The 22,149-nt window shown below is 45.7% G+C and carries 23 protein-coding genes; 12 read left to right on the forward strand and 11 right to left on the reverse strand.

Translation table 11 applies throughout. The annotated features are described in order from the left end of the window. The first annotated feature begins 14 nt into the window (after nt 1-14). From zigA to CEQ48_RS14910, 8 genes are all read left to right on the forward strand, one after another. On the forward strand, nt 15-1,220 hold the full coding sequence (gene zigA / locus CEQ48_RS14875) for a zinc metallochaperone GTPase ZigA (RefSeq protein ID WP_089071788.1): 1,206 nt from the start codon (nt 15-17) through the stop codon (nt 1,218-1,220). Further along, a complete protein-coding gene (locus CEQ48_RS14880) occupies nt 1,217-1,885 on the forward strand; it encodes a DUF1826 domain-containing protein (RefSeq protein ID WP_089071789.1) in 669 nt (222 codons plus the stop codon). The genes zigA and CEQ48_RS14880 overlap by 4 nt, the downstream gene beginning before the upstream one ends. A 4-nt stretch (nt 1,886-1,889) precedes the next feature. Further along, the gene (locus CEQ48_RS14885) at nt 1,890-2,369 is read left to right on the forward strand and encodes a Fur family transcriptional regulator (RefSeq protein ID WP_089071790.1); all 480 of its coding nucleotides are present in this window, start codon (nt 1,890-1,892) and stop codon (nt 2,367-2,369) included. A 66-nt stretch (nt 2,370-2,435) separates the two neighbouring features. Beyond that, nucleotides 2,436-3,770: a dihydroorotase gene (locus CEQ48_RS14890; RefSeq protein WP_089071791.1), complete on the forward strand. Its 1,335-nt coding sequence runs from the start codon at nt 2,436-2,438 to the stop codon at nt 3,768-3,770. A 44-nt stretch (nt 3,771-3,814) separates the two neighbouring features. After that, complete coding sequence (locus CEQ48_RS14895; protein ID WP_089071792.1) at nt 3,815-4,375, forward strand: LbetaH domain-containing protein; 561 nt, start codon at nt 3,815-3,817, stop codon at nt 4,373-4,375. Further along, the gene (locus CEQ48_RS14900; protein WP_089071793.1) at nt 4,365-5,378 is read left to right on the forward strand and encodes a CobW family GTP-binding protein; all 1,014 of its coding nucleotides are present in this window, start codon (nt 4,365-4,367) and stop codon (nt 5,376-5,378) included. Before CEQ48_RS14895 ends, CEQ48_RS14900 begins: the two co-directional genes overlap by 11 nt. 31 nt (nt 5,379-5,409) lie before the next feature. Continuing rightward, complete coding sequence (locus CEQ48_RS14905; RefSeq protein WP_089071794.1) at nt 5,410-6,096, forward strand: DUF1007 family protein; 687 nt, start codon at nt 5,410-5,412, stop codon at nt 6,094-6,096. 68 nt (nt 6,097-6,164) lie between these two features. Next, nucleotides 6,165-7,229 (forward strand): nickel/cobalt transporter, encoded by a 1,065-nt coding sequence (locus CEQ48_RS14910; RefSeq protein ID WP_373419687.1) that lies wholly within the window; start codon nt 6,165-6,167, stop codon nt 7,227-7,229. Nucleotides 7,230-7,380: 151 nt separating this feature from the next. Here the strand turns inward: CEQ48_RS14910 and CEQ48_RS14915 are convergent, their stop codons facing one another. Then, nucleotides 7,381-8,253: an aspartoacylase gene (locus tag CEQ48_RS14915; protein WP_089071796.1), complete on the reverse strand. Its 873-nt coding sequence runs from the start codon at nt 8,251-8,253 to the stop codon at nt 7,381-7,383. A gap of 144 nt (nt 8,254-8,397) precedes the next feature. Here CEQ48_RS14915 and CEQ48_RS14920 point away from each other — a divergent pair, with 144 nt between their 5' ends. Next, the gene (locus CEQ48_RS14920; RefSeq protein ID WP_089071797.1) at nt 8,398-9,675 is read left to right on the forward strand and encodes a peptidoglycan DD-metalloendopeptidase family protein; all 1,278 of its coding nucleotides are present in this window, start codon (nt 8,398-8,400) and stop codon (nt 9,673-9,675) included. Between the two features lie 424 nt (nt 9,676-10,099). On the opposite strand, the gene CEQ48_RS14925 is transcribed toward CEQ48_RS14920, so the two are convergent. Beyond that, complete coding sequence (locus tag CEQ48_RS14925; RefSeq protein WP_039985575.1) at nt 10,100-10,834, reverse strand: GntR family transcriptional regulator; 735 nt, start codon at nt 10,832-10,834, stop codon at nt 10,100-10,102. Between the two features lie 233 nt (nt 10,835-11,067). Here CEQ48_RS14925 and CEQ48_RS14930 point away from each other — a divergent pair, with 233 nt between their 5' ends. The 3 genes from CEQ48_RS14930 to CEQ48_RS14940 all read left to right on the forward strand — a co-directional run bounded on the left by CEQ48_RS14930 (nt 11,068) and on the right by CEQ48_RS14940 (nt 15,404). Next, nucleotides 11,068-12,654, forward strand: a complete 1,587-nt coding sequence (locus CEQ48_RS14930; protein ID WP_089071798.1) for a PTS transporter subunit EIIC — start codon at nt 11,068-11,070, stop codon at nt 12,652-12,654. 65 nt (nt 12,655-12,719) lie between these two features. Next, on the forward strand, nt 12,720-14,045 hold the full coding sequence (locus CEQ48_RS14935) for a 6-phospho-alpha-glucosidase (RefSeq protein WP_039985577.1): 1,326 nt from the start codon (nt 12,720-12,722) through the stop codon (nt 14,043-14,045). 216 nt (nt 14,046-14,261) lie between these two features. Next, nucleotides 14,262-15,404 (forward strand): glycerate kinase, encoded by a 1,143-nt coding sequence (locus tag CEQ48_RS14940; protein WP_089071799.1) that lies wholly within the window; start codon nt 14,262-14,264, stop codon nt 15,402-15,404. A gap of 352 nt (nt 15,405-15,756) precedes the next feature. On the opposite strand, the gene rsgA is transcribed toward CEQ48_RS14940, so the two are convergent. From rsgA to trbJ, 9 genes are all read right to left on the reverse strand, one after another. Continuing rightward, nucleotides 15,757-16,794, reverse strand: coding sequence for a ribosome small subunit-dependent GTPase A (gene rsgA, locus CEQ48_RS14945; RefSeq protein ID WP_089071800.1), 1,038 nt, complete (start codon nt 16,792-16,794; stop codon nt 15,757-15,759). Between the two features lie 9 nt (nt 16,795-16,803). Continuing rightward, complete coding sequence (locus CEQ48_RS14950; protein WP_089071801.1) at nt 16,804-17,346, reverse strand: GNAT family N-acetyltransferase; 543 nt, start codon at nt 17,344-17,346, stop codon at nt 16,804-16,806. A 4-nt stretch (nt 17,347-17,350) separates the two neighbouring features. Beyond that, entirely contained in the window at nt 17,351-18,532 is a 1,182-nt protein-coding gene (locus CEQ48_RS14955; protein WP_089071802.1) for a MerR family transcriptional regulator, read from the reverse strand. 441 nt (nt 18,533-18,973) lie between these two features. Beyond that, a complete protein-coding gene (locus CEQ48_RS14960) occupies nt 18,974-19,294 on the reverse strand; it encodes a type I toxin-antitoxin system ptaRNA1 family toxin (RefSeq protein ID WP_232477858.1) in 321 nt (106 codons plus the stop codon). Nucleotides 19,295-19,366: 72 nt separating this feature from the next. After that, on the reverse strand, nt 19,367-19,621 hold the full coding sequence (locus CEQ48_RS14965; protein WP_089071803.1) for a hypothetical protein: 255 nt from the start codon (nt 19,619-19,621) through the stop codon (nt 19,367-19,369). Nucleotides 19,622-19,641: 20 nt separating this feature from the next. Beyond that, nucleotides 19,642-19,839, reverse strand: coding sequence for a conjugal transfer protein TrbL (locus CEQ48_RS20430; protein WP_157724710.1), 198 nt, complete (start codon nt 19,837-19,839; stop codon nt 19,642-19,644). 55 nt (nt 19,840-19,894) lie between these two features. Beyond that, nucleotides 19,895-21,172, reverse strand: a complete 1,278-nt coding sequence (gene trbL, locus CEQ48_RS14975) for a P-type conjugative transfer protein TrbL (protein ID WP_089071805.1) — start codon at nt 21,170-21,172, stop codon at nt 19,895-19,897. 2 nt (nt 21,173-21,174) lie between these two features. Beyond that, complete coding sequence (locus tag CEQ48_RS14980; protein WP_089071806.1) at nt 21,175-21,372, reverse strand: hypothetical protein; 198 nt, start codon at nt 21,370-21,372, stop codon at nt 21,175-21,177. A gap of 2 nt (nt 21,373-21,374) precedes the next feature. Then, nucleotides 21,375-22,148 carry a P-type conjugative transfer protein TrbJ gene (trbJ, locus tag CEQ48_RS14985; protein WP_089072385.1) on the reverse strand — a complete coding sequence of 258 codons (774 nt, stop codon included), beginning with the start codon at nt 22,146-22,148 and terminating at the stop codon, nt 21,375-21,377. Nucleotide 22,149: the final 1 nt, after the last annotated feature.

Genomic DNA, 22,149 nt, shown 5'->3' on the forward strand with positions numbered 1-22,149 from the left:
TTGGAGTGAGCAAAATGAGTCAGAAAAAAATCACTGTGACTGTACTTTCCGGCTTTCTTGGGGCAGGAAAAACGACTGTGCTCAGTCATATTCTCAATAATCGCGAAGGCAAGAGAGTCGCGGTGATTGTTAACGATATGAGTGAAATCAATATTGATTCCGCGACGGTGAAAAACGAAGTATCGCTTAATCACAAAGAAGAAAAATTGGTGGAAATGAGTAATGGCTGTATTTGCTGCACGCTTCGTGAAGATCTGTTGATAGAAGTGACCAAACTGGCCCAAGAAGGCCGCTTCGATAATCTCGTTATTGAATCTACCGGTATTTCTGAGCCACTCCCCGTGGCTGAAACTTTTACCTTTGCTGACGAAAATGGCGTATCACTGTCTGATGTGGCCACATTAGATACCATGGTGACAGTCGTAGATGCAGTGAACTTTTTGCGTGACTACGAAGCCGCGCAATCTCTTCAAGAGACCGGTGAGCATTTAGGCGAAGAAGACCATCGCAGTGTTTCTGACTTATTGATAGATCAAGTTGAGTTTGCGGATGTCATTTTGATCAGTAAAACCGATCTCGCTCCTACCGAAGAAGTCGAGCGTTTGAAAGCAATTTTGAGAACGCTAAATACACATGCTCGCATTATTTCCATACAAAATGGGCAAGTGGATATATCTGATGTATTGGATACGGGCTTATTTAATTTTGAACGCGCACAGCAAGCACCGGGTTGGCTAAAAGAACTGCGAGGTGAACACGTTCCGGAGACCGAAGAGTATGGTATCAGCAGTTTTAGCTATCAGGCACGACGTCCATTTCACCCTGAAAAATTTTATCAGTTTCTACACAGTACCACTCATTTTGGAAAGCTGATCCGCTCAAAAGGATATTTCTGGTTGGCTTCTCGCCCTGAGTTTGCCGGGCAGTGGAATCAAGCGGGCGGTATTGCTCATTATGGTTTTGCCGGAATGTTTTGGAAAGCCATCCCTAAAGAGCAATGGCCGACTGACCCTGAATATCTCAAAGCCATAGAAGAAAACTGGGTTGAGCCATTTGGTGATATGCGCCAAGAACTGGTGTTTATTGGTCAAGGCCTAGACAAGGCCGCCATGATTGAAGCACTTGATCAATGCCTGCTGACAGAAGAAGAACTGCTTGCGGGTAAAGCATTGTGGCAAACCTTACCGGATCCTTTTAGTGCCTGGGAGGAAGAGGTATGAGCATTGATATCTTTGAGGATCCGGCCACTGTCCAAGGTGCGTCATCGATAGCGATATCAACATCAGCGCACATACTTAGCGACATCTACAGACCAGAGCACAATATTGCCATATGGCAGCGAACGCTCTCAAAAGAGCTGACGAAAAACATTGATCTGATGTTGGCTCAGGAGCCTCGATTGGCACTGGTACAAAGTGTCACGCCAGATGATGCTGCACAATGGGTGCGAAGCAAGTTAGAGGGCTATGTGTGCGCGGATGCATTGAGTGAAGATATTGCCTTAATCGTCGATATGTTCTGCTGTTTGTTTGATGTGAAAGAAGCCGGTTTGAGGTTAACTCGTTTAGACAGCCCAATGTGCCCGAAATTTCACTTTGATCGCGTGCCTTGCAGACTGGTCACCACTTATACCGGCCGAGCGACGGAGTGGCTGACTAACGACGTTATTGATCGCACTAAACTTGGTGCAGGTAGTCTTGGTCAACCTGATCATCTGTCGGGTCTGTACGATTCTGACAGGTCAATACGACAAATGCAGCCCGGTGATGTCGCCTTACTCAAAGGCAGTGGCTGGGAAGGCAACGAAAATGGCGGGCTGATACATCGTTCTCCACATGTCGGACAGGACGAGCGGCGATTATTGCTTACACTGGACTTTATCTAGAAAAATGCGAGATATCGAAGGCGTTATGGAGCAGGCAGAGAAAATCTGCCTAGTCCGAGGTAAGCAACTTACGACCAAACGGAGGTTGGTCTTGAGCGTATTGCTGCATGCTAATAAGCCGCTTTCCGCCTATGAAATAGTTGATTATTGCAATTGTCATTTTTCGCAGCAGATCCAAGCGATGTCGGTTTATCGGATATTGGACTTTCTTGTGGCTGAACATTTCGTTCATAAGCTCAATATCTCTAACAAATACATAGTCTGTTCTCATATCGAACGTAATCATGAGCATAGTGCTACTCAGTTCTTGATCTGCGCGGAATGTGGCAAGGTCAGAGAAGTAATAATTAATGCTCGGGTTATTTCCAGCATACGAGCAAACGCAAGGCAAGAAGGCTACACCGTCATCAACCCTCAATTTGAAATTACCTGTGTCTGCGACGACTGTTCCATAAAACAATCTAGGGAACTTGGTTGTGAATGACATTTTCACGACGACCATTTATGCCCTTTCTTTTATTTCCCTAATATTCCGGAAGCTTGAGGACTTATGCCAACGACATTGATTAAAAATGCCCGAATAGTCAATGAGGGTGCCATCATTGAAGCCGACTTACGTATTGTTGATGAGCATATCGAACGCATTGGCCGCGACATCACCTCACAGTCAGGGGGCGTCATCATTGATGCTCAAGGGGCTTATTTACTGCCAGGCATGATTGACGATCAGGTGCATTTCCGAGAGCCAGGGCTGACGCATAAAGGCACAATTGCAAGCGAGTCGCGGGCAGCGGTAGCAGGTGGTATCACAAGCTACATGGAAATGCCTAATGTTAGTCCTGCCACGACGACTATTGATGCGTTAGAGCGCAAGTTTGCTCTCGCTAAAGACAGCTCGTTTGCGAATTATTCTTTCTACCTTGGTGCAACCGAAGACAATCTAGAACAAATCAAACAGCTTAACCCTAAACAGCATTGTGGTGTGAAAGTGTTTATGGGGGCATCGACGGGAAATTTGCTGGTCGAAGACCCGCAAGCCTTAGAGCCAATTTTTCGTGATTCTCCAGTACTCATTGTTACTCACTGTGAAAGTGGGACTGTTATTAAACAAAATCAGCAAAAGCAACGACTTAATAAGTCAGAGTTCACCATTGAAGACCATCCCATTTTGCGTGACGAAGAGGCGTGTTACGTCTCATCTTCTTATGCGGTAGAACTTGCCAAAAAATACCACAGCCAACTGCATGTGCTGCACATCACAACGGCGAAGGAGCTGGCGCTGTTTGACGCGGGTGATATTCGAGACAAATCAATCACCGCGGAAGCTTGTGTCCATCACCTCTGGTTCAGTAGCAAAGATTATGCGCAGCTCGGTAACCTGATCAAATGCAATCCCTCAATCAAATCCCCTAATGACCGCGACGCGCTATTGGCAGCGTTAAATACAGGTCTAATAGATATCATTGCAACAGATCACGCGCCTCACACTTGGCAAGAAAAACAAGTGCCTTACGAGCAGGCGCCTGCGGGGTTGCCGTTGGTTCAGCATGCGTTACTTACACTCTTCGATCATGTTCTTTTGGGCCATATGAGTTTGACTCAAGTCGTCGAAAAAACCGCGCACAATCCAGCCATTCGCTATGGCATTCAAGGCAGAGGCTTTATTCGCGAAGGTTACTACGCTGATTTGGTGTTAGTTGATGCTCATACCCCAACACGAGTTAGCCACGAAAACAGTTTATATCACTGTGGCTGGTCGCCTTTTGCTGGACATGAATTTTCAGCTCAAATTCAAAAGACTTGGGTCAATGGCGCGCTAGTTTATGCCAATAACAAAGTCATCGATAAACCAGCCGCAGCGATGCGTTTATCCTTCAATCGTTAAGTGGCTTATCGCAAAGCAAGAACCATGAACAAACTGGAAGCACTATGTTAAGAAGAAACCCAACGGGCCATATGCCACAGGTGTCCTCAACAGCCTTTATTGATCCAACCGCTATTATCTGTGGCAAAGTCATTATTGAGGATAACGTTTTTATTGGACCGTATGCCGTTATCCGAGCTGACGAAGTTAATAACCATGGAGACATGGAAGCTATCGTCATCAAACGTGATACCAATATCCAAGATGGTGTCGTTATTCATTCTAAGGCAGGGGCTGCGGTGACCATTGGCGAGCGCTCATCCATCGCTCATCGTTCGATTATTCATGGTCCTTGCCAGGTTTGTGATGATGTGTTCATTGGCTTCAACTCCGTCGTGTTCAATAGCATCATCGGTGAGAGGTGCGTTATTCGTCATAACTGTGTCGTTGATGGCCTCGATTTACCCGCTTGTTTCCATGTGCCGCCGATGACCAACATTGGTGTCGGTTTTGATTTAGAGAGTATCTCTAAAGTGCCACCAGAATATTCAGCTTTTTCCGAATCCGTCGTTTCTGCCAACCATGAGCTAGTCCAAGGCTATCGGAGAATTGCCAATGAACTTTAATAAGCCTCTAATTTCGCGAGTGCCGACGAACATCATCACAGGCTTTCTCGGGGTGGGGAAAACATCGGCAATCATGCACTTATTGGCCCATAAACCAAGTCATGAACGTTGGGCTGTATTAGTCAATGAATTTGGCGAAGTTGGTATTGATGGCAGCTTGTTACAAGGCCAAAAAAAACAACAAGACCAAGTGTTTATTCGAGAGGTCCCCGGGGGATGTATGTGCTGTGCAGCAGGTCTTCCGATGCAAATTGCCTTAAATCAATTATTGTCTGAAGCAAGGCCAGATCGATTGTTGATTGAGCCTACAGGCCTTGGTCATCCTAAAGAAGTGCTTCAAGTGCTATCGACAGAGTACTATCGCCAAATTCTCGCGTTGCAAAAAAACATTACTTTAGTCGATGCACGTAAACTATCGGATCCTAAGTACACTGAGTATGAAACGTTTAACCAGCAAATCGCTATCGCAGATACAGTGGTAGGTAATAAGCGCGATCTCTATCAAGATGAAGATGAGCAAAAGCTGACGGCTTATATAGCAAAGCTCGGTCTGCGGGAAACAAAAGTGATTTTCGCTGAACATGGCGCTATCCCTTTTCATGAATTTGAGGGAGCGACTCGTATTGATGTGAAAAAAACGCCCTCTGTTGTTTACCGTGAACGAGAGAAAAAGTCGCTTGTTCCTGAGTTGCTTATACCCGAGAGCGGCATTCTAAAAGCAACCAACCAGGGAGAGGGTTTCTACAGTATCGGTTGGCGTATCTCCGCTGAAAAAGTGTTTGATCATCAAAAGCTGAGATTGTTGCTGCTCGACCTCAAGCTCGAACGAATGAAAGCGGTTTTTATCACGGGAAGCGGTATTTTTGGTTACAACCTAACCTCAGATGGACTCACAGAGTTTGAACTAGACGAGTGTTCAGAAAGCCGAATTGAACTGATTTCTTCCGGTCTAGATGACCAATTTGAAGATCGATTATTTCGATGTTTAGAGAAGACATCATGACCCAGAAGAAAAAACATCCCTGCTACCCACCATGCCTTACTTTCTAAATATGTTAATGGGATTTCTTTTAGATCTGCGCTTACGGTACTTATGTCGCCTTCTAGGGTTAGTCACCGCATTTTATGCCTGTACAGTTCAGGCTCATCCTCACTCATGGGTTGAGATGAAAACATACATCCAAGGCCGCGATGGGATGATTACGGGTTTTAAGATGGAGTGGACTTTTGACCCGATGACATCCGCCTATATGCTTGATGGTGAAGATATGTCACCTAACCATGCACAGGAGACACTGCGCAAGTTAGCCGTCTCGGTACTGGATAATATGTTGTATGAGCATTACTTCACTTATTTTTATGATGGGGATACGCCTGTCAAATATAGTATCGCACACAGTGAAAAGCTCACGCGTAATCGAGCAAAGTTAGTGCTGAACTTTGAGTTACCACTTTCCAAGCCCCAACCCGTTACAAGCGATTCATTACGTTTACTGATTTTTGACCCGAGTTATTACGTTGATATGGCTTGGACATCTGTCAGCGATATTCAATTGTCTGACGAGCTTTCGCGGCAATGCCGATTGACTCTGGCACAACCCAATCCAACGCCAGAGCAAATGAACTACGCGATGTCTCTCCCAGCAGATGCAGATCCTGATTATGCGTTGGGTCAACTCTTTACTCAAACAGCGAACCTTCACTGCACAAGTGTCCCCTAAACGCAATGACCAATAAACTATCAGAGATAGGAATGATACTGATGAATTCACATTCACAGCGTAATGAAATGAACCGTTTAACGCGAAACCGACGCCGCTATCTTCTTTCCTTTTTGGCTTGTGCCTTGGTGATGATCAGTGGGTATCAATTCTGGCTAGCGTGGCCTTCACTGATAATAGCGAGTTTACAGTGGCAACGGGAAGTGAATAGCGAACTTGCAGATTTATTATACGATGCACAAACTCAACCGTGGCTGGCCGGAGGTTATTTGGTTGGCGTGAGTTTTCTGTATGGAATGCTTCATTCGTTAGGCCCTGGGCATGGCAAAGTGATTGTCACGACTTACTTAGCGACCCACCCCACAAAAGTCAAAACTAGCTTAGCCTTAACCATCCTCTCTGCATTTTGTCAGGCACTAGTGGCGATTGTGCTGGTGAGTATTCTGTTGTGGGGCTTCAATGCCTCAATGCGAGTCGTTAATCAACAAGCAAATTTTTTTGTGTCACTGAGTTTTGCATTAGTGGTGATGCTTGGATGTTCAATCTGTTGGAAAGCTGCCAACCAGCTTTACCGTACGATGAGACCTGCGAAAATTAAGTTCGTCCGTATGATGCCACTGACGATGAGTGCTTCTTCAGAACAGTCGCGTCTCGACAAAAAATCCGTTGTTTATTCTTCGACTCTGCGAACGCCGATTGCATTGACCAATCCACATAGAGCTACTCTGGAAAGTTGTGGATGTGGACATAAACATGTTGCCAGTGCACAAGCGATCAACAATGCTGCAACTTGGCGAGAGTATGTTGGCATTGTTGCAAGTATTGGGATTCGTCCTTGTACAGGCGCCATTATGGTGTTGCTGTTTGCCAATATGGTTGGGTTGTACTGGATGGGAGTTGCTAGCGCGATAGTCATGGCAATAGGTACTGCATTTACAACATCCATCATTGCGGTAATGACCTTAACCGGTAAGCAATGGGTCAAGCGTTATTTGACCCCATCGAAAGGGAATAACAAAGCAAATTGGGCGAATGCAGGCTATTTTCTACAATTTATCAGTGGTGTATTGCTGATGATGCTGGGGTTCACATTTATTGGTGGGCAATATTACGGCATTTCTCCAATATTGTAATTTGACCATGTAGGCAAGAACGTTTTAAAACCGTATTGCTTACATGGATTTACTTATCTTACATGTTTGTGGTGTTGCTCAGGAACCGTCCCACTAGACTCAATTTGTTGGCGCTACCTACAGTCAAGAACAGCCAAGATGCATCTTGGAGTTATACAGGAGAAACACGACGTTGTTCCGCGAGAGCCATTGCAATGTTGGCTTTGTTGTAGGCGCTCTCATTGATAAAGTGCGGGTAAATATCCCCTTGTCCATTCCAATGAATATCGTAACCAGCGAAAGTCGCTAAAATTGGGTTTCCTGGCTTGACCGCCTCAAAATCTCTGCCACAAATAGTAGGGTGCACTAAGGCTTGTCGCATACCCTCTTGGTCAAGTGGAATCTTGATTTCTTCGGTGTAAAAAAAGGCGTCATACTCGCTCAGTAAGCCTATTTGGTTGAGGTTGTGTTTTTCAACATAGTCCAATACTGCGGTAAGCATCTTTTTCATCAACTCTAAGGTGTCGTACTTTAGCGCACCATGTGCTTGTGCCCCGACTTCAACCATTATCCCATATTGCCCAGCAGTACAAAGGTAAGGTTGCTCTTGCCATTCTTTTCGCTCTTCGAAAAGGATATGTGCCGACGGCATTCGCTGTTTAACGTACGCCCCCAATTTCCGATAGAACACATCGTTAGAAAGCAGAATCAACGTCGCTCCCATATTGCTTGTTGTATTGTGCAGGTCAACAATCAACTGTTTTTCTTGGTTTGCGTATTGCTCAATGAATTGATGTGCAATCTTGCTTTCATGCAAATCGGAGCAACATTTGTTATTCGTTACTGAGAACTCGCGATTTAAGTCGGTATCGATGTAACGAACGTTGCGCTTTACCGCTTCGGAGTTGGCGATGATCGAATCGGCAGAAAAAGTTGATCTCTCGACAGAGTAACGTTTTTCTTTGATTAGTTTATGTAAATAGATACCGGAAAGCTCGTTTCCGTGTGTTCCTGCAACGATAAGTACTGAATTAAGTTTGTTCATTGTTGAGCCCTTTCAAAGAGAACGAGTTGATTGAGGTGTGTTCTAAGCCAATCGAATAAATTGAATAAACGCTGACAAAACTAAGCAGAATTAAAACGAGATATGTTATAACATAACAAAACAGGTGTTGATATTTAGTTTCTCATGGGTAAATTTAGATTTATTGCTTTAATCGTTGCTGTACTTTGTTTTTCGGTCGCTTTGCTTCTCCCTACCATGTATGAGCCAAATCAAGATAGTCACAGCGTTCCACTCAATCAAAGCGTTACTACATCGCAACCGCCATCATCAGAGATGATAGTGCCCTCAGATACCAGTTTGACCCTGTTACCTCAACCTAAACGGATACACTACATGGTAAAAGTGGGAGACACGCTTAGTGATATCTTCGCTCAATTGGGTGTCCCTTATCGTATTTTGCAGCAAATTCTCTCGGTTGATCTTGACCATCTCCAGCTAGACATGATTCAGCCCGGAGAAGAACTTGAATTAGTGATGGATGACATGGGGCAATTGAGCCAGCTAATTTATCATATGAGTCTTGTAGAGAAGGCTATCTACACTAGAGAAAACGATGGTTCCTTCTCTTACGAACTCCAGGAAATTTCAGGGGAATGGCGTGAAATCTTATTTTCGGGAGAAATCAACGGAAGCTTTTCGGTTTCGGCCCATCGAGTGGGATTGACATCAAGCCAAGTTGCAAATATCACGCAGGTGATGAAAGATAAGATTGATTTTTCTCGTTCCCTTAGAGCCGGTGACCGTTTCGATATATTAGTGAAACAGCAATATTTAGGTGAACACAACACCGGTAACAGTGAGATTAAGGCGATTTCTTTTAAGTTAGCGAAGGGTGAAGTCAGCGCATTTTTAGCCGAGGATGGACGGTTCTATGATAGAGCTGGCAACAGTTTGGAGCGAGCATTTAACCGCTATCCTGTCGATAAGGCATACCGCCGAGTCACCTCTGGATTTAATCCTAAGCGTAAGCATCCAGTAACGGGAAGAATAGCTCCACATAACGGAACGGATTTCGCGACACCAATTGGTGCGCCGGTTTATTCTACAGGGGATGGAAAAGTGATTGCGGTTCGTAAACACCCTTATGCCGGCAACTATTTAGTGATTGAACATAACAGCGTGTACAAAACGCGTTACTTACACTTGGATAAAATCTTGGTGAAAAAAGGTCAACGTGTAAAACGTGGGCAAAAAATCGCTCTTGCCGGGGCGACAGGCCGCTTAACCGGACCACATTTACACTTTGAAGTTTTAGTTCGCAATCGTCCTGTGGATGCAATGAAAGCCGATTTACCTATCGCGAAGTCGCTTCCTAGCATCCAGAAACCCGCATTTTTGGCACGAGTATCAGAGTTTGATAATTTGGTAGAAGTTAGTCAACGAGATATGATCATTAACTAAAATTTGATTTGGCAAATTTTTGCTATACCAGCAATTATTTGTTAAGACAGAGTGCTCAATGGGTCGTAACTCGGAATTGTCCAGAACCTTCATGGTTGGCACTTCGTAACTCAGAAGTGCCCCATTATCAGCCAGAGTAAATACTCATTCACATGCTGATCATATGTGCTTGCCCTACTAAAAGTAATCCTTTTACATCCATCTAGCTAAAACGTGTCTATCAAGTCGGCGGCAATTCAATTAGTTTACGTCTGTGCCTGCGCTTTCAAGGATATCTCGACCTCAGGCAACTCGTTGTGATCCATGGAAGGTCAAATTGATCACCTTTGAGTTATGTTATGCCCTCGTAAGCTAATAGTATCTTTAGGATAGGTCAGTCTCATCTCGCGATTTATTTTTGACAGAATGTTTTAAGGGCTATTCGTTATCTTGTTGCTTCTAAAGTAAACGTATAATGCTCTTGATTATAATAGATATCGGAAGCTTCAAACACTTGGCCTGATTCTAGGCGCGCAATACTATGAGCGCACAGCACTGGCTCATCTCGTTTCAATCCCAATAGCATGCGCACTTCTTCAGATGGTAACTCGGCTCGAATACGTTTTTGGCTACCGCCGACCTTTTGCCCTTTCTCTGCAAGATAGCTGTATTTAGAGCTATTTAAATGACGCGATTCTAGATCGGCAAACATGGGTTCTGCGAGCATATAAGATGATTCAAATACAAAAGGGATCTCCCCCACCAAACGCAACCGTTTCATATACCAAACCAAACTACCAGGCTCTAAACCAAGCTCTTGGGCAATATGATTAGGCGCTTCAATCTTCTCAAGATGCAGCAGTTTGTTACTAATCGGTGAGTTAAGCGAGGTAGCAACTTCACTAGAGGTTAAGTGCCTATCTAGTGGCAGAGCCATCTTAAGCTCTTGGGTTGGCTGACAAATAAATGTGCCACGTCCACGCTGCCTTTCAACCACGCCCTGTCGAACCAAATAGTCGACTGCTTTACGTGCTGTCATTCGTGATACTTTGTATTGCTCAGCGAGTACCGTTTCCGATGGAATGGAATCTCCGGTATGTAAGATGCCTTGTTCAATCTGCTGCGTGAGAATGCGCTCAATTTGTAGATAGATAGGAACATGAGATTCTTTGTCTATCATGCGTTCCCCCTTGTTTGAAGACGGCTTATCCTATCTCGCTGAACTTGAATACACAACTATACAACTGCTATTAATGAAAATGTTAATAACAGCTTAATCATTTAGTGATTATCGACACTTGAAAGATGGTTAGTGATTAACCTCACATAAAAGGCATGGTTGTATAGACAACTATACATAAAGGACATCTAATCAACACCATAATAAAAATGTTGATATGGAGATATCACACGATGAAACACTTAGGTCCTAAGCTACAAGACCTAGGAAAAGCGTTGATGATGCCGATTTCGGTTATCGCCGCCGCAGGTATTTTCCTTGGTTTAGCCGCCGCCTTACAGAACCCAAACATCACTGGACAATCATTCAACCAACTTGAAGTTGTTCAATTGATATTGGGGTTTATCCGTAAGGTTGCCGGCTCACTGTTCGGCAACCTTCCACTCTTCTTTGCTGTAGCCGCTGCTATCGGCTTAGCGAAACAAGAGAAACCAACCGCAGCATTTGCTGCAATTATTGGTTTTATCTCAATGCACGTAGGGGTGAACTACTCACTATTGGCTCAGGGATTAACACCACAAACCACATCTGTTGCTTATCTTGTCTCGCAAGGCATGGATAAGACGGCTGCGATGATGTTTGCCGCTGAATTTGGTAACACACTGGGTATCTTTTCTTACCACATGAGCGTTCTTGGTGGTGTGATTGCAGGTCTCGTTACTGTCGCTCTGCATAACCGTTTCTACACCATTGTGTTACCAACGGCGATTAACTTCTTTGGTGGTCGCCGCTTTGTACCGATCATTACCGTCGTTGTTCTACCTCTTGTTGGTGTTGCCATGTCGTTAATTTGGCCAACCATTGGTGCGGCAATTGCAAAAATTGGTGAGTTCATTGGTCAAGCAGGCAGTTTTGGTACTTTCTTATTTGCCTTTACTGAGCGCTTACTGATCCCGACAGGCTTACACCACATTCTAAATGAAACGGTACGCTTTACGCCTATCGGTGGTATTGCTAACGCAGACGGTGAAAGCGTAGTAGGTGCATTGAGCATCTTTAACTATGCCTTAACTCATCCAGGCAGTATTGACAATGAGATTGTTAAAGAAGCAACACGTTTCCTTGCACAAGGTAAGATCCCTGTGATGATGTTCGCTCTACCGGGTGCGGCGCTTGCGATGTACCACTGCGCACGTGATGAACACAAAACTCGTGTTAAAGCCCTAGTGATTGCAGGCGCTCTAGCTTCTTTTACAACAGGTATCACCGAGCCATTAGAGTTCAGCTTTATCTTTGTTAGCCCACTACTGTTTGTTTTTCACGCCATCATGACGGGTTTGTCTTTCGCCCTGATGCATCTCTTTGGCGTGATGATAGGTAATGTGCAAGGTGGTGTGATTGACCTATTTGTATTCGGTGTTCTTGGTGGTGCGCAAACTCAATGGTGGTTCGCAGTACTTGTAGGCGCTTGTTACTTCCCAATTTACTACTTCGTGTTCCGCATGGTGATCACGCGCTTCAATGTCGCGACACCAGGTCGTGAAAAAGAAGAAAGCAGCACGGAAGTAGTGGGTAATGCATCAGAACAAGCGACACGTATCATCGAAGGTCTAGGTGGTTCAAGCAACATCCAACTGGTTGATAACTGCTTCACTCGCCTACGCGTCAAAGTGAACGATATCAGCAAAGTTCAAGATGACTTTTTAAAAACAACCGGCGCATCAGGCGTTAAGCGAGCAAGCGATGTGGATGTGCAAGTTATCTACGGTCCACAAGTGGAAAGCATCGCTAACAATGTGAAAAAAGCGCTCGCAATTTAATCCATTTTAATTATCGCTCCTGATGGCAGGGGCCATTTCCCAGATTTGATTTAGGTAGAAGTAAGATGAAAAAAGCATTCAATATTGTTCTTGTCGGTGGTGGTTCAACTTGGACTCCAGGTCTATTAAAAGCACTATGTAAACGTAAAGACACCTTCCCATTAAACCGTCTAGTCATGTTTGATGTAAACGCAGAACGTCAAGAAACGATTGGTGAATATGCGAAACTACTTTTCTCTGAGGATTACCCAGAGTTAGAGTTTGAATACACAACTGATGTGAACGTGGCGTATAAAGATGTTGACTTCGTACTTTGCCAAATGCGTACAGGCGGCTACGAAATGCGCGAGAAAGATGAAAAAATTCCACTATCAATGGGCATTATCGGTCAAGAAACGTGTGGTCCTGGTGGCTTTGCTTACGGTATGCGTTCGATTGGCGACATGATCCAAATGGTTGAAGATGTACGTGAGCGTTCACCACAGGCTTGGATCTTAAACTACACCAACCCAGCGGCTATCGTTGCAGATGCACTGAAAAAACGTTTCCCACATGATGATCGCATTCTAAACATCTGTGACCAACCAGTAAACTTGCTGCGCTCATACGGTCGCCTACTCAACGTTGATCCAAACGAATTTGATCCAGTGTACTTTGGCCTGAACCACTTTGGTTGGTTTACTCACCTATACAATCAACAAGGTGAAGATCTTGCGCCTAAACTAAAAGCCTACATTGCAGAGAATGGCTTCATTCCTGTTGATGCAGAGCAACGCGATCAATCTTGGCTAGACACTTACGCAGCAGTTGCTGACATGCTACGTGATTTCCCAGATTATCTACCGAATACATACCTGCAGTACTACCTATACCCAGAGTATAAGCTATCTAAACTGGATCCTGAATTTACTCGAGCAAACGAAGTAATGAATGGTCGTGAAAAGCGTGTATTTGAAGAGTGTCGTCAAGCTGTGCTTGATGGTACAACCAAAAACTCTAGTGTGGTACATAACGATGCGCACGGCGATATGATCGTGGAAGTCGCAGAGTCAATCGCATTCAACCAAAAGCGTAAGTTCGTGGTGATCCTTGAGAATAACGGTTTAGTAGCAAACCTAGACAACGATGTTATGGTTGAAGTGACTGCTGAGCTTGGCATCAACGGTCCTCGCCCATACGGTGTGGGTAAGATCCCTACATTCTACAAAGGTATGATTGAAAACCAATTCGCTTACGAGCGTCTAACGGTAGAAGCTTGGTTTGAAGGTTCTTACACCAAAGCACTACAAGCTCTAACGCTAAACCGCACGGTTGGCGATGCGAAAAAAGCACGTAAAGTACTCGATGCGCTGATTGAAGCAAACAAAGGTTACTGGCCAGAACTTGCATAAGACAAACTGGTATTAGTAATTAGTTCCTCAATGTGCTCACTTCCCCCTTACGGTTAGCGCATTGACTCGCTCCGAATACCCAAACGTACTTTATTCGTTTGGGTATTTTTATATACGGGGCAACGAGCATTCATTATGTCTGGTGACGTCATTTCAGGCTAAGTTTTAATTATTCTGAGTTCCGTCTTCGCAATAGGACGGACAAGGTGAACAACAATGAAGATTGTTATTGCTCCTGATTCATTTAAAGAGTCCCTAACGGCCAAGCAAGTATGTGAAAGCATTGAGGCTGGTTTTGCTCAGGTGCTACCTGACGCTGAGTATGTTCATCTGCCACTGGCAGATGGCGGTGAAGGTACCGTAGAAGTGCTACTGCAAGGGCTTGAAGGCGAAGTACGCCAATCACAAGTGATGGGGCCATTGGGTGAGTCTGTTATGGCTACTTGGGCGCTTTTGGACAATGGTCAAACGGCATTGATTGAGTTTGCCGCCGCATCTGGTCTAGATTTGATCACTTCAGAAGATCGTAACCCTGCTATTGCCACCAGTTTTGGTACCGGTGAGCTGATTAAAGAGGCTTTAAATCTCGGTGTGACTAAGGTTCTCTTAGGTTTAGGTGGCAGTGCAACCAATGATGCAGGAGCGGGTATTGCACAAGCTCTTGGAGCTAAACTGCTTGATAGTCTAGGAAATGAAGTTAATCGTGGTGGCGCAGCGCTAGCAGAAATCGCGACTATTGATTTATCCGACATCCACCCACGTAGCAAAGACGTTGAGTTTATCGTGGCGTGTGATGTGGTAAACCCGCTAGTGGGTGAGAACGGAGCTAGTTATGTCTTCGGCCCGCAGAAAGGCGCTACGCTTGAGTTGGTTCAATCACTCGATAGCGCAATTTCTCATTTTGCCTCTGTGAGCGCTAGTCATACTCAGATTAATCAATCAGATTCCCAAGGTTTTGGTGCGGCTGGAGGTTCGCCGTTGGGATTATCTCTGGTGTTTGATATTCAAATCAAACGAGGCATTGAAATGGTATTGGATGTGTTAGAGGCAGACAAAGTACTAGAAGGAGCAGATCTTGTGATTACTGGTGAAGGTCAGATGGATAACCAAACTTTACAAGGTAAAACGCCTTTTGGTATTGCTAAGCTTGCACAAAGCAAAGGTATTCCAACCATTGGTATTGCAGGTTCCCTTGGTCATGAAATCGAAGACTTATACAGCACCATCACAAGCACATTCGGAACCGTTCGATCACCACAGTCTCTAGAACAAGTATTGAACGAGGCGAGTAACAATCTGACTCGTACCGCTCGCAATATCGCCGCCACGCTTAAGCTTGGCGCTAAAATATTAGATTAAAGGGTTATGTCTTAATTCAAGATACAATTATCCTGTGAGCGTTTTAAAGCGCTCACAGGCAGTATTGATTCGTATCACTAATACTGTTCATCTCTGTCGATTATCCATACCTTTAGTTATTCATAATTTACTAATTTAGTAAAAGCGCTGAAATAATTACATCAAGAACTTTAACAGTTGGCACTTCTTAACTCAAAAGTGCCCCGTTGCTGTTTAGGGTAAATACTCATTCACACTTTGTTAATACGATTTTGCCTTACTAAAAGTAATATTTTTCTGTATATAGAAGTACTTTGATTAGATGATCAATAAAGAGCCAATGGTTTGTGATTAATGATGATTCTTTAAATGGTTATCGAAACTTTTTCGCCGATCGCGCTTTCTCTTGAACGGAGTTCACCATCTTGGTAAACGCGCGATCTTTCGCTCTTCTCTCCGCCAATGTCGCACTGTTATGGGCTTCTTCGCGCAGTAGCTTTTTGTAGTTGTCTAATCGCCTAGAGGATAGCTCTCCGCTTTCTACTGCTTCTCTGACCGCACAACTTGGTTCATTCTCATGCAGGCAGTCACTAAAACGACATTGAGATGCGAGGGATTCAATATCGGCAAAGGTGAGTTGAATCCCTTCTTTGACATCGCTCAGTTGTAATTCTCGCATTCCTGGCGTGTCCATTAACAGACCACCTCTGGGTAACCATTTAATCGCACGATGGGTAGTGGTATGGCGACCTTTGCTGTCTTGTTCACGAATATGGCCAGTTTCCATTTCATGGTGGCCAAGTAAGCTATTGACCAGTGTTGATTTCCCGACACCTGAGGAGCCGAGAAACGCAATGGTCTTGCCTTTCTGACAGTAATTTTCCAATACAGAAACGTCTTGGCTATCCAACGCGTTAACACAGTGAACGCTCAATAACGGGTCAAGCTTTTGTACTTGCTCACGAATATCATCAGGATCAGGGCATAAATCGGCTTTTGTCAGCACAATCACGGGCTGAGCGCCTGCTTCATTGGCCAAAGCCAAATAGCGCTCAATGCGATTTAAGCTGAAATCTTCATTGAATGAACTGACGATAAATACACAATCAATGTTGGCTGCGATTAGCTGTCGCTTGAGAGTGCTGCCAGCCGCTTTGCGCTGGAATAAGGATTGTCTTTCGAGCACACGAAGTATTCGTTCGTGATCGAACACAACCCAATCGCCCACGCATACCGCTTCGAGTTTCGGCGGGAGATTCAATCGCAACGTCCCGTTGTCACTCATCAAAACAACCTCAGATTTATGATGTTCGATGATTCGACCGAGCGAGCCGTTCTCTAACTCTTCTAAAGACAGTTGCTGCTGGAAAAAAGGTCGCATACCTAACTCTAGTAATGAAGGAGCGTTCATATTCACCACCTACCAATAATAGGGATTGTCGAGGGCGGGTAAACATGTTGGCTTACCCGCAACGCGAGGGATCACTCCACCGACTAAAGATTGTGCAATCCAACCATCAGGGTAGGACAAGTCTAGCGGAGCTTGGATCACATCCTGACTGATGGGTTCGAATCCTGTTTTTGAGTAAAAATTGATATCCCCGTAGGTAATGGCAACGGTGACGCCTTTTTCTTTCAGTGCCGCTAAGCCAAATTGGATTAACCCTTTGCCTACACCTTGCCCCTGACAATCTGTCGCAACGGCAACGGGGGATAAAAGGAAGATATTTTCACCATTCGGGAAGGTTAGGCGAGAGAAAAGGATGCTACCGACAATGCGTTCATGTTCATCTTGCGCAATAAATACATACAGATCGTCATCTTGGGTTGGTAACGTGAGAAAGTCTTCTACCAGTTTCGCAATTAACGCGCCTTCTTCTTTGCCTTCTGAATCCGAAAATGTGTCATTGAACAGTGTGATAATTTCTTGAGTTTGTTCTTGTTTGTACAATGCGTATTTCATGCGTCTATCTCTTGGCTAGTTTTAAAATAAAGTACTGATAGGTAAAATCTTTTGTGGCAAATCGCTGGTAAATCGAAATCTCTTTGTTAATGTCCAGCAATGCTTGGGACGCAGGCATAACAGCTTGTAATTCCTCAACTCGGTCTTGCAGCGGTTGCCAGTAGTTTTGCCATGCATCGACGCCCAATGAGAAGTGTTCGATCACATCGTAGCCATGCTTTTTGAACAGAGCGAGCCGTTTAGGTATCGATTGAATGTCTGGGTAGTCTGCCAGCCAATACTGTTTTGTCTCTTCGTTGGGAGAGTCGGTCAGCCACACCAAGTCACTCACCATCAACACGCCATTATCTTTTAACAGCGGCTTCCATTGCTTTAGTGCGTTCTCCATTCCCATAATGTAGACGCAGCCTTCCGCCCAAATGGCATCAAAACTCTTTGCCTGAAAAGGCAGTTCCGTCATGGAGACACAAACAGGAGAAATGCGCTCATGCAACTGTGCGTTTTGGATTTTCTTATTGAGCTGTTCGATGGCAATCGGCTCGTTGTCCACGGCGGTAATGTGCGCGGTACTGTTATCGGCTAGCAGTAATGTTGAGGTGCCCGCACCACAACCAATGTCTAAAATATCGGTCATTGTTTGGGGCGACATCAACGAAATCGCTTTTAAAGAGTCCTTGTGACTCCCTGGCCCCCATCTTTCTAATGTTGCAAAGACCGTCATAAAATCTTTCATGTAACTCTCATGTTCGTTCATATCTTTTGATAACCACTTTAATCTGAGCGCTTCTTTTTCACTGTAACCCTGCGTACTTAACCAGTTTAAGTAAGCGCTAGGCGCACTTTGACTCAGGGAATGGTGTAACTCTCTTTGTGGACGTTCCCCAAGTAACGCCAGTAGCAACTCACGGGCGTGGATTTTTTTATCAATTTCATGGTTGAGTTGCGTCAGCCGATTTTCCAATAAGCTTCTACTTAACTTCGCGTCCAAGCATTGTTCGCACTCTTTCAATGAGAGTCCTGCACTTTGAAGTTGCTGAACCAATAACAGTCGCTGCAAATCGTTTTCGCTGTAATAGCGATATCCATTGTCAAGACGTTGGCCGTTAATCAGCCCTAACTTCTCGTAATAGAGTAAGGTGGTGCGAGAGATACCCGCCTTCGCCGCCAGTTCAGAAATCAAATACATGTGAGATTTGACCTAAGTGTTCTTAGTATTTGGATAGTATGAACCGTAGAGCTGTAGACAGGTCAAGTAGACTTGTTCGAATTTTTCGCCAACAGTGGCAGAAGTGAGATGATGATGGTGAGGACTGCGGATTATTTTGAGTTATGAGTCGGTAGCTAGTGGCCAATTTTCAATACCAGAACTTATTTATGAAAAGCTAAATTAGCAAGCTTCCTAAAACAGTTTTGTCCAGAAACGTGTTTGAATGGGACAGTTCAATCTGTAGATGCTCAAGACAACCAGTATGATACTTTATTACTCAGTTGTAGCGTGACTCAGACTTTGTAGTATGAATCTTTATTCCTCTCCTACAACCGTCTATTACACACCGCCCCAGCCACCCCGTTCCTGGCGTTCAAACCATCAAGACCGAAGCAGGCGTGACCGTTAAGGGGGGCCGATTTAACGGAGAGGGGGACGATTTAACGCCCGTCGATTACACACCACCAAAGACACAATAGGCGGCCCGTAGCCGCCTCTACTGTCGTTCTTCGTGGTTAGCTGGGCATACTGCCGGATGGTGGCTAACGCCTCCTGGAAGTCCTCCTGCGTCGCCCGGCCTGTTTCGGCCTGGTAGTACAGGATCGTGAACATATTGGCGACCGCTTCCGCGACGGGCGAAATCTGCCGGGCAGTTTCCTGGTCGATGAACTCCAGGGCGACCAGCTTGGTTGCTGCCTGATGAATTGCTTGCTGAACTTCGATATTATGTGTGGTTGTCATGTGTCACCTCTCTGTCAGGTGGTATGTGGAAATGCGGGCCGGTGCACCATCACTGGCCCGTGTGCTTTCTAACTACTTGCGTAGGCCAAACGGCCAGCGTCTCACTTTGTCGATTTGATCGACCGATCTTGTCATGTCCTTGTAAACACGCCCGGCCAACCTGTTTTGGAATACCTCCATTTTGTCGGCAATGGCTTTCATCTTCGGGCCGTGTCCGGTGTTGTGCAGCCACTGCCCCAAAAAATAGAAGGCCAGCATCACAATGAACATCACTGCGAAGAAACCAAATACCTCCGCAAGGTTTTGAGGTGGAAAGCTAAACTCCATAATCAGTAATCCTTACTTAGTTAGGCCATGCGACCTTTTTTAACAAAACTGGCAACCTCTTCGTTGCGCTCTTGCTGGCGTTCTTGGGCATACGACACATAGTCCTCAACGTCGAAGGTGTGCTTTTCCGGGTCGCGCTCTTGCCATTCTTCGTGTGCTTGGCGGGCTTCTTCTTGATCCTCACTGGATAGGCCATCAAAGCCGCAGGTTTGATTCATCCAGTCAGTACCCACACCACCCAAGCTGTCGTTATCAAATGCAGGTGAAGCGTCGTCAGTCGCCCTCCTGGTCATCACTATCCCCGTCATCTTTCGTACGGTTTCTGATCGAGCTGGCTAAACGGCCTCCAGCAGTGCCGCTGATTCTATCCCCGGCCATATCACCCATTCCCTTCATCAAATTAGCACCGGTATCCGCAGCAATACGACCCGCTTTTACAGCGCTGCCTTTAAAGCCGCCGCCAGAGGATTGGCCAGAGGCTTGGGAGAAGGAGCCAGCTTCATCAGAATCGCCGCCACCGCTAAATACTCCACCCAGGCTCGACATAACGTCAGTATTGTTCGCTACGTTCTCACCTGCTTTTGCAAATGCAGCCTGAATAGCAGACGCACCACCGGCGGTAGCCATTGCTGCACCGGCAGCCATACCACCAGTGGCAACAGCCGCTCCGGCCATCGCTCCGGCACTGATACTGCCTGCACCTGCCGCCGCGCCGCCTCCAGGAACCAGGCTGGCGACCACATTGGGAACCGAGTGAATGAGCATCACTAGAACCAGTGAAACGACAAAGATCACCAGCAGTTCACGCATAGGGGCATCATTGGATAGATCGGCATATAAACCGTCCATGATCGACATGGCAATGCCAATGAGCAACGTCATTGTCATCAACTTCAAAGCAACGCCCAATATGCTTTTGAAGTAGTTGATTGCTATATCTGAAGTCCAGCGCGAACCACCAAAACCCAGCACGAAGACACCGGCATAGATCAATATCCAAGCCGTCACCAAGGCCAACAACACATTGGCCGCCACTACCGCCATACATGCTAAAATTGCCAGCGTGATTAAGAAGATAGACAAGTTATCTATCGGGCTTGTGATGCTGTAGGACTCACCAGCTTTCACAATAATGTCGAACGCAATACTAATAGGCTCTGACGGGGTTAGGTCTCTCGGAAGGTCACCGGCTTGAGCACCGATCATTCTCAACGAGTCGATGATTGACGTCGCAAAGTCTGGGCCGTTTCTGAGTAACCAGAGAAAGAAACCAAACGTCAGGATGAAGCGCACGAACTCGGCAAAGAACTCCCTTATATCCGCTTGTTTAAGGATTAAGGCCCCGCCAGTCCAAACAAGGGATATAGTACCCAGCGTCCAGAACAGCCAGGCGGCATAGTTTGTAATTACCGTGCCCCAAGTAGCACTGGCCGTCATGAAACGCACGGCCACTTCATCCAAGACACCATTAGGCTCAATGGCCGCTGACGCAGTTTGCGAAGTCAGTACAACTGCTAGGAGCATCACAAGTCGAATGAATATCTTGCTCATGATTAGAACCCCTTGTTCTTGGAGCGATCCGTGGGTTCGCCCATATCCCAAAGACAGTTCCCTTCTTCCCTCTGCTCTTTCGTCAGGTTCGGGTTGTCACAGTTGATCGTTGCAGGGTTTGGCCCGTCATCTTCACCGCACCCCACCAGAACAAAAGAGGCCAACGCGCTAACGATAAAAAGTCGGGTGATTTTCTTCATGATTAAAACCCCCTGTTTTCTGAACGGTCGGTTGGCTCGCCCATATCGAACAACCTTTCACGAGACGCTTGATATTGAGCTTCGCGGTCAGCATCCGCCTGCATTCGAGTGCCAACGGCATTCTGCTGGGCAATCAACAGGCTTCGGATTTGCAGGAGCTGGTTGGCCTGGTTGCTAGCGAGCTGGTTAGCGTAACCAATGGCGGCCAGTTGGCCGTCCGCGCCTTGGGCGGCAGATTGCAGACGCTGGAGCTGTCGAGCGTCGGCCTGCAAGTTGTCTTGCTGCTGCTCCAGGCCCTTAAGCAGCGCGTCGTTGGCCTTCTTCTGCGATTCAGATGCCAAGCGGCGGTTCTCGGCCATAGCGACCCGTTCGGCATCGCTGCATCCCGCCGACGAGAAACAAGGCGAGCTGCGGTAATAGGCCACGTCCTGGAACTTGCCTAGGTAAGCATCGAGGCTACCAAGCTGGTTTTGGTAATAGGCGAGTGTGTTGGTCGCCTGGTTCAGATCGTTGATGGTGCGCTGCGCCTGGTCCCAAATATAAGAAGCCGGGGCCATCGAGTTTTGCAGCATATTTTCGTACTGCTGCAACTGGGTTTGATACTGCTGAATTTGTTTAGCAGTCTGTGTAACAGCTTCCATTGCCGACATGATGTTCTGAACTAGATTCGTACCATCAGCAACCGGAATCCCCGCATATACAGGATTAGAAAGGTTTAACGCCAAGGAGATGGCAAGCACGGGAATTTTAGCCGCTAAAATTTTTCGTTTTAGCATG

It is taken from the genome of Vibrio tarriae (assembly GCF_002216685.1).
In the GTDB taxonomy this organism is placed as follows: Bacteria; Pseudomonadota; Gammaproteobacteria; order Enterobacterales; family Vibrionaceae; genus Vibrio; species Vibrio tarriae.

Excerpts from the sequence above, each read along its gene's own strand:
- zigA (WP_089071788.1), top strand. The coding sequence starts at position 15 with ATGAGTCAGAAAAAAATCACTGTGACTGTACTTTCCGGCTTTCTTGGG.
- CEQ48_RS14880 (WP_089071789.1), top strand. The coding sequence starts at position 1,217 with ATGAGCATTGATATCTTTGAGGATCCGGCCACTGTCCAAGGTGCGTCA.
- CEQ48_RS14885 (WP_089071790.1), top strand. The coding sequence starts at position 1,890 with ATGCGAGATATCGAAGGCGTTATGGAGCAGGCAGAGAAAATCTGCCTA.
- CEQ48_RS14890 (WP_089071791.1), top strand. The coding sequence starts at position 2,436 with ATGCCAACGACATTGATTAAAAATGCCCGAATAGTCAATGAGGGTGCC.
- CEQ48_RS14895 (WP_089071792.1), top strand. The coding sequence starts at position 3,815 with ATGTTAAGAAGAAACCCAACGGGCCATATGCCACAGGTGTCCTCAACA.
- CEQ48_RS14900 (WP_089071793.1), top strand. The coding sequence starts at position 4,365 with ATGAACTTTAATAAGCCTCTAATTTCGCGAGTGCCGACGAACATCATC.
- CEQ48_RS14905 (WP_089071794.1), top strand. The coding sequence starts at position 5,410 with ATGCCTTACTTTCTAAATATGTTAATGGGATTTCTTTTAGATCTGCGC.
- CEQ48_RS14910 (WP_373419687.1), top strand. The coding sequence starts at position 6,165 with ATGAACCGTTTAACGCGAAACCGACGCCGCTATCTTCTTTCCTTTTTG.
- CEQ48_RS14915 (WP_089071796.1), bottom strand. The coding sequence starts at position 8,253 with ATGAACAAACTTAATTCAGTACTTATCGTTGCAGGAACACACGGAAAC.
- CEQ48_RS14920 (WP_089071797.1), top strand. The coding sequence starts at position 8,398 with ATGGGTAAATTTAGATTTATTGCTTTAATCGTTGCTGTACTTTGTTTT.
- CEQ48_RS14925 (WP_039985575.1), bottom strand. The coding sequence starts at position 10,834 with ATGATAGACAAAGAATCTCATGTTCCTATCTATCTACAAATTGAGCGC.
- CEQ48_RS14930 (WP_089071798.1), top strand. The coding sequence starts at position 11,068 with ATGAAACACTTAGGTCCTAAGCTACAAGACCTAGGAAAAGCGTTGATG.
- CEQ48_RS14935 (WP_039985577.1), top strand. The coding sequence starts at position 12,720 with ATGAAAAAAGCATTCAATATTGTTCTTGTCGGTGGTGGTTCAACTTGG.
- CEQ48_RS14940 (WP_089071799.1), top strand. The coding sequence starts at position 14,262 with ATGAAGATTGTTATTGCTCCTGATTCATTTAAAGAGTCCCTAACGGCC.
- rsgA (WP_089071800.1), bottom strand. The coding sequence starts at position 16,794 with ATGAACGCTCCTTCATTACTAGAGTTAGGTATGCGACCTTTTTTCCAG.
- CEQ48_RS14950 (WP_089071801.1), bottom strand. The coding sequence starts at position 17,346 with ATGAAATACGCATTGTACAAACAAGAACAAACTCAAGAAATTATCACA.
- CEQ48_RS14955 (WP_089071802.1), bottom strand. The coding sequence starts at position 18,532 with ATGTATTTGATTTCTGAACTGGCGGCGAAGGCGGGTATCTCTCGCACC.
- CEQ48_RS14960 (WP_232477858.1), bottom strand. The coding sequence starts at position 19,294 with ATGACAACCACACATAATATCGAAGTTCAGCAAGCAATTCATCAGGCA.
- CEQ48_RS14965 (WP_089071803.1), bottom strand. The coding sequence starts at position 19,621 with ATGGAGTTTAGCTTTCCACCTCAAAACCTTGCGGAGGTATTTGGTTTC.
- CEQ48_RS20430 (WP_157724710.1), bottom strand. The coding sequence starts at position 19,839 with ATGAATCAAACCTGCGGCTTTGATGGCCTATCCAGTGAGGATCAAGAA.
- trbL (WP_089071805.1), bottom strand. The coding sequence starts at position 21,172 with ATGAGCAAGATATTCATTCGACTTGTGATGCTCCTAGCAGTTGTACTG.
- CEQ48_RS14980 (WP_089071806.1), bottom strand. The coding sequence starts at position 21,372 with ATGAAGAAAATCACCCGACTTTTTATCGTTAGCGCGTTGGCCTCTTTT.
- trbJ (WP_089072385.1), bottom strand. The coding sequence starts at position 22,148 with ATGCTAAAACGAAAAATTTTAGCGGCTAAAATTCCCGTGCTTGCCATC.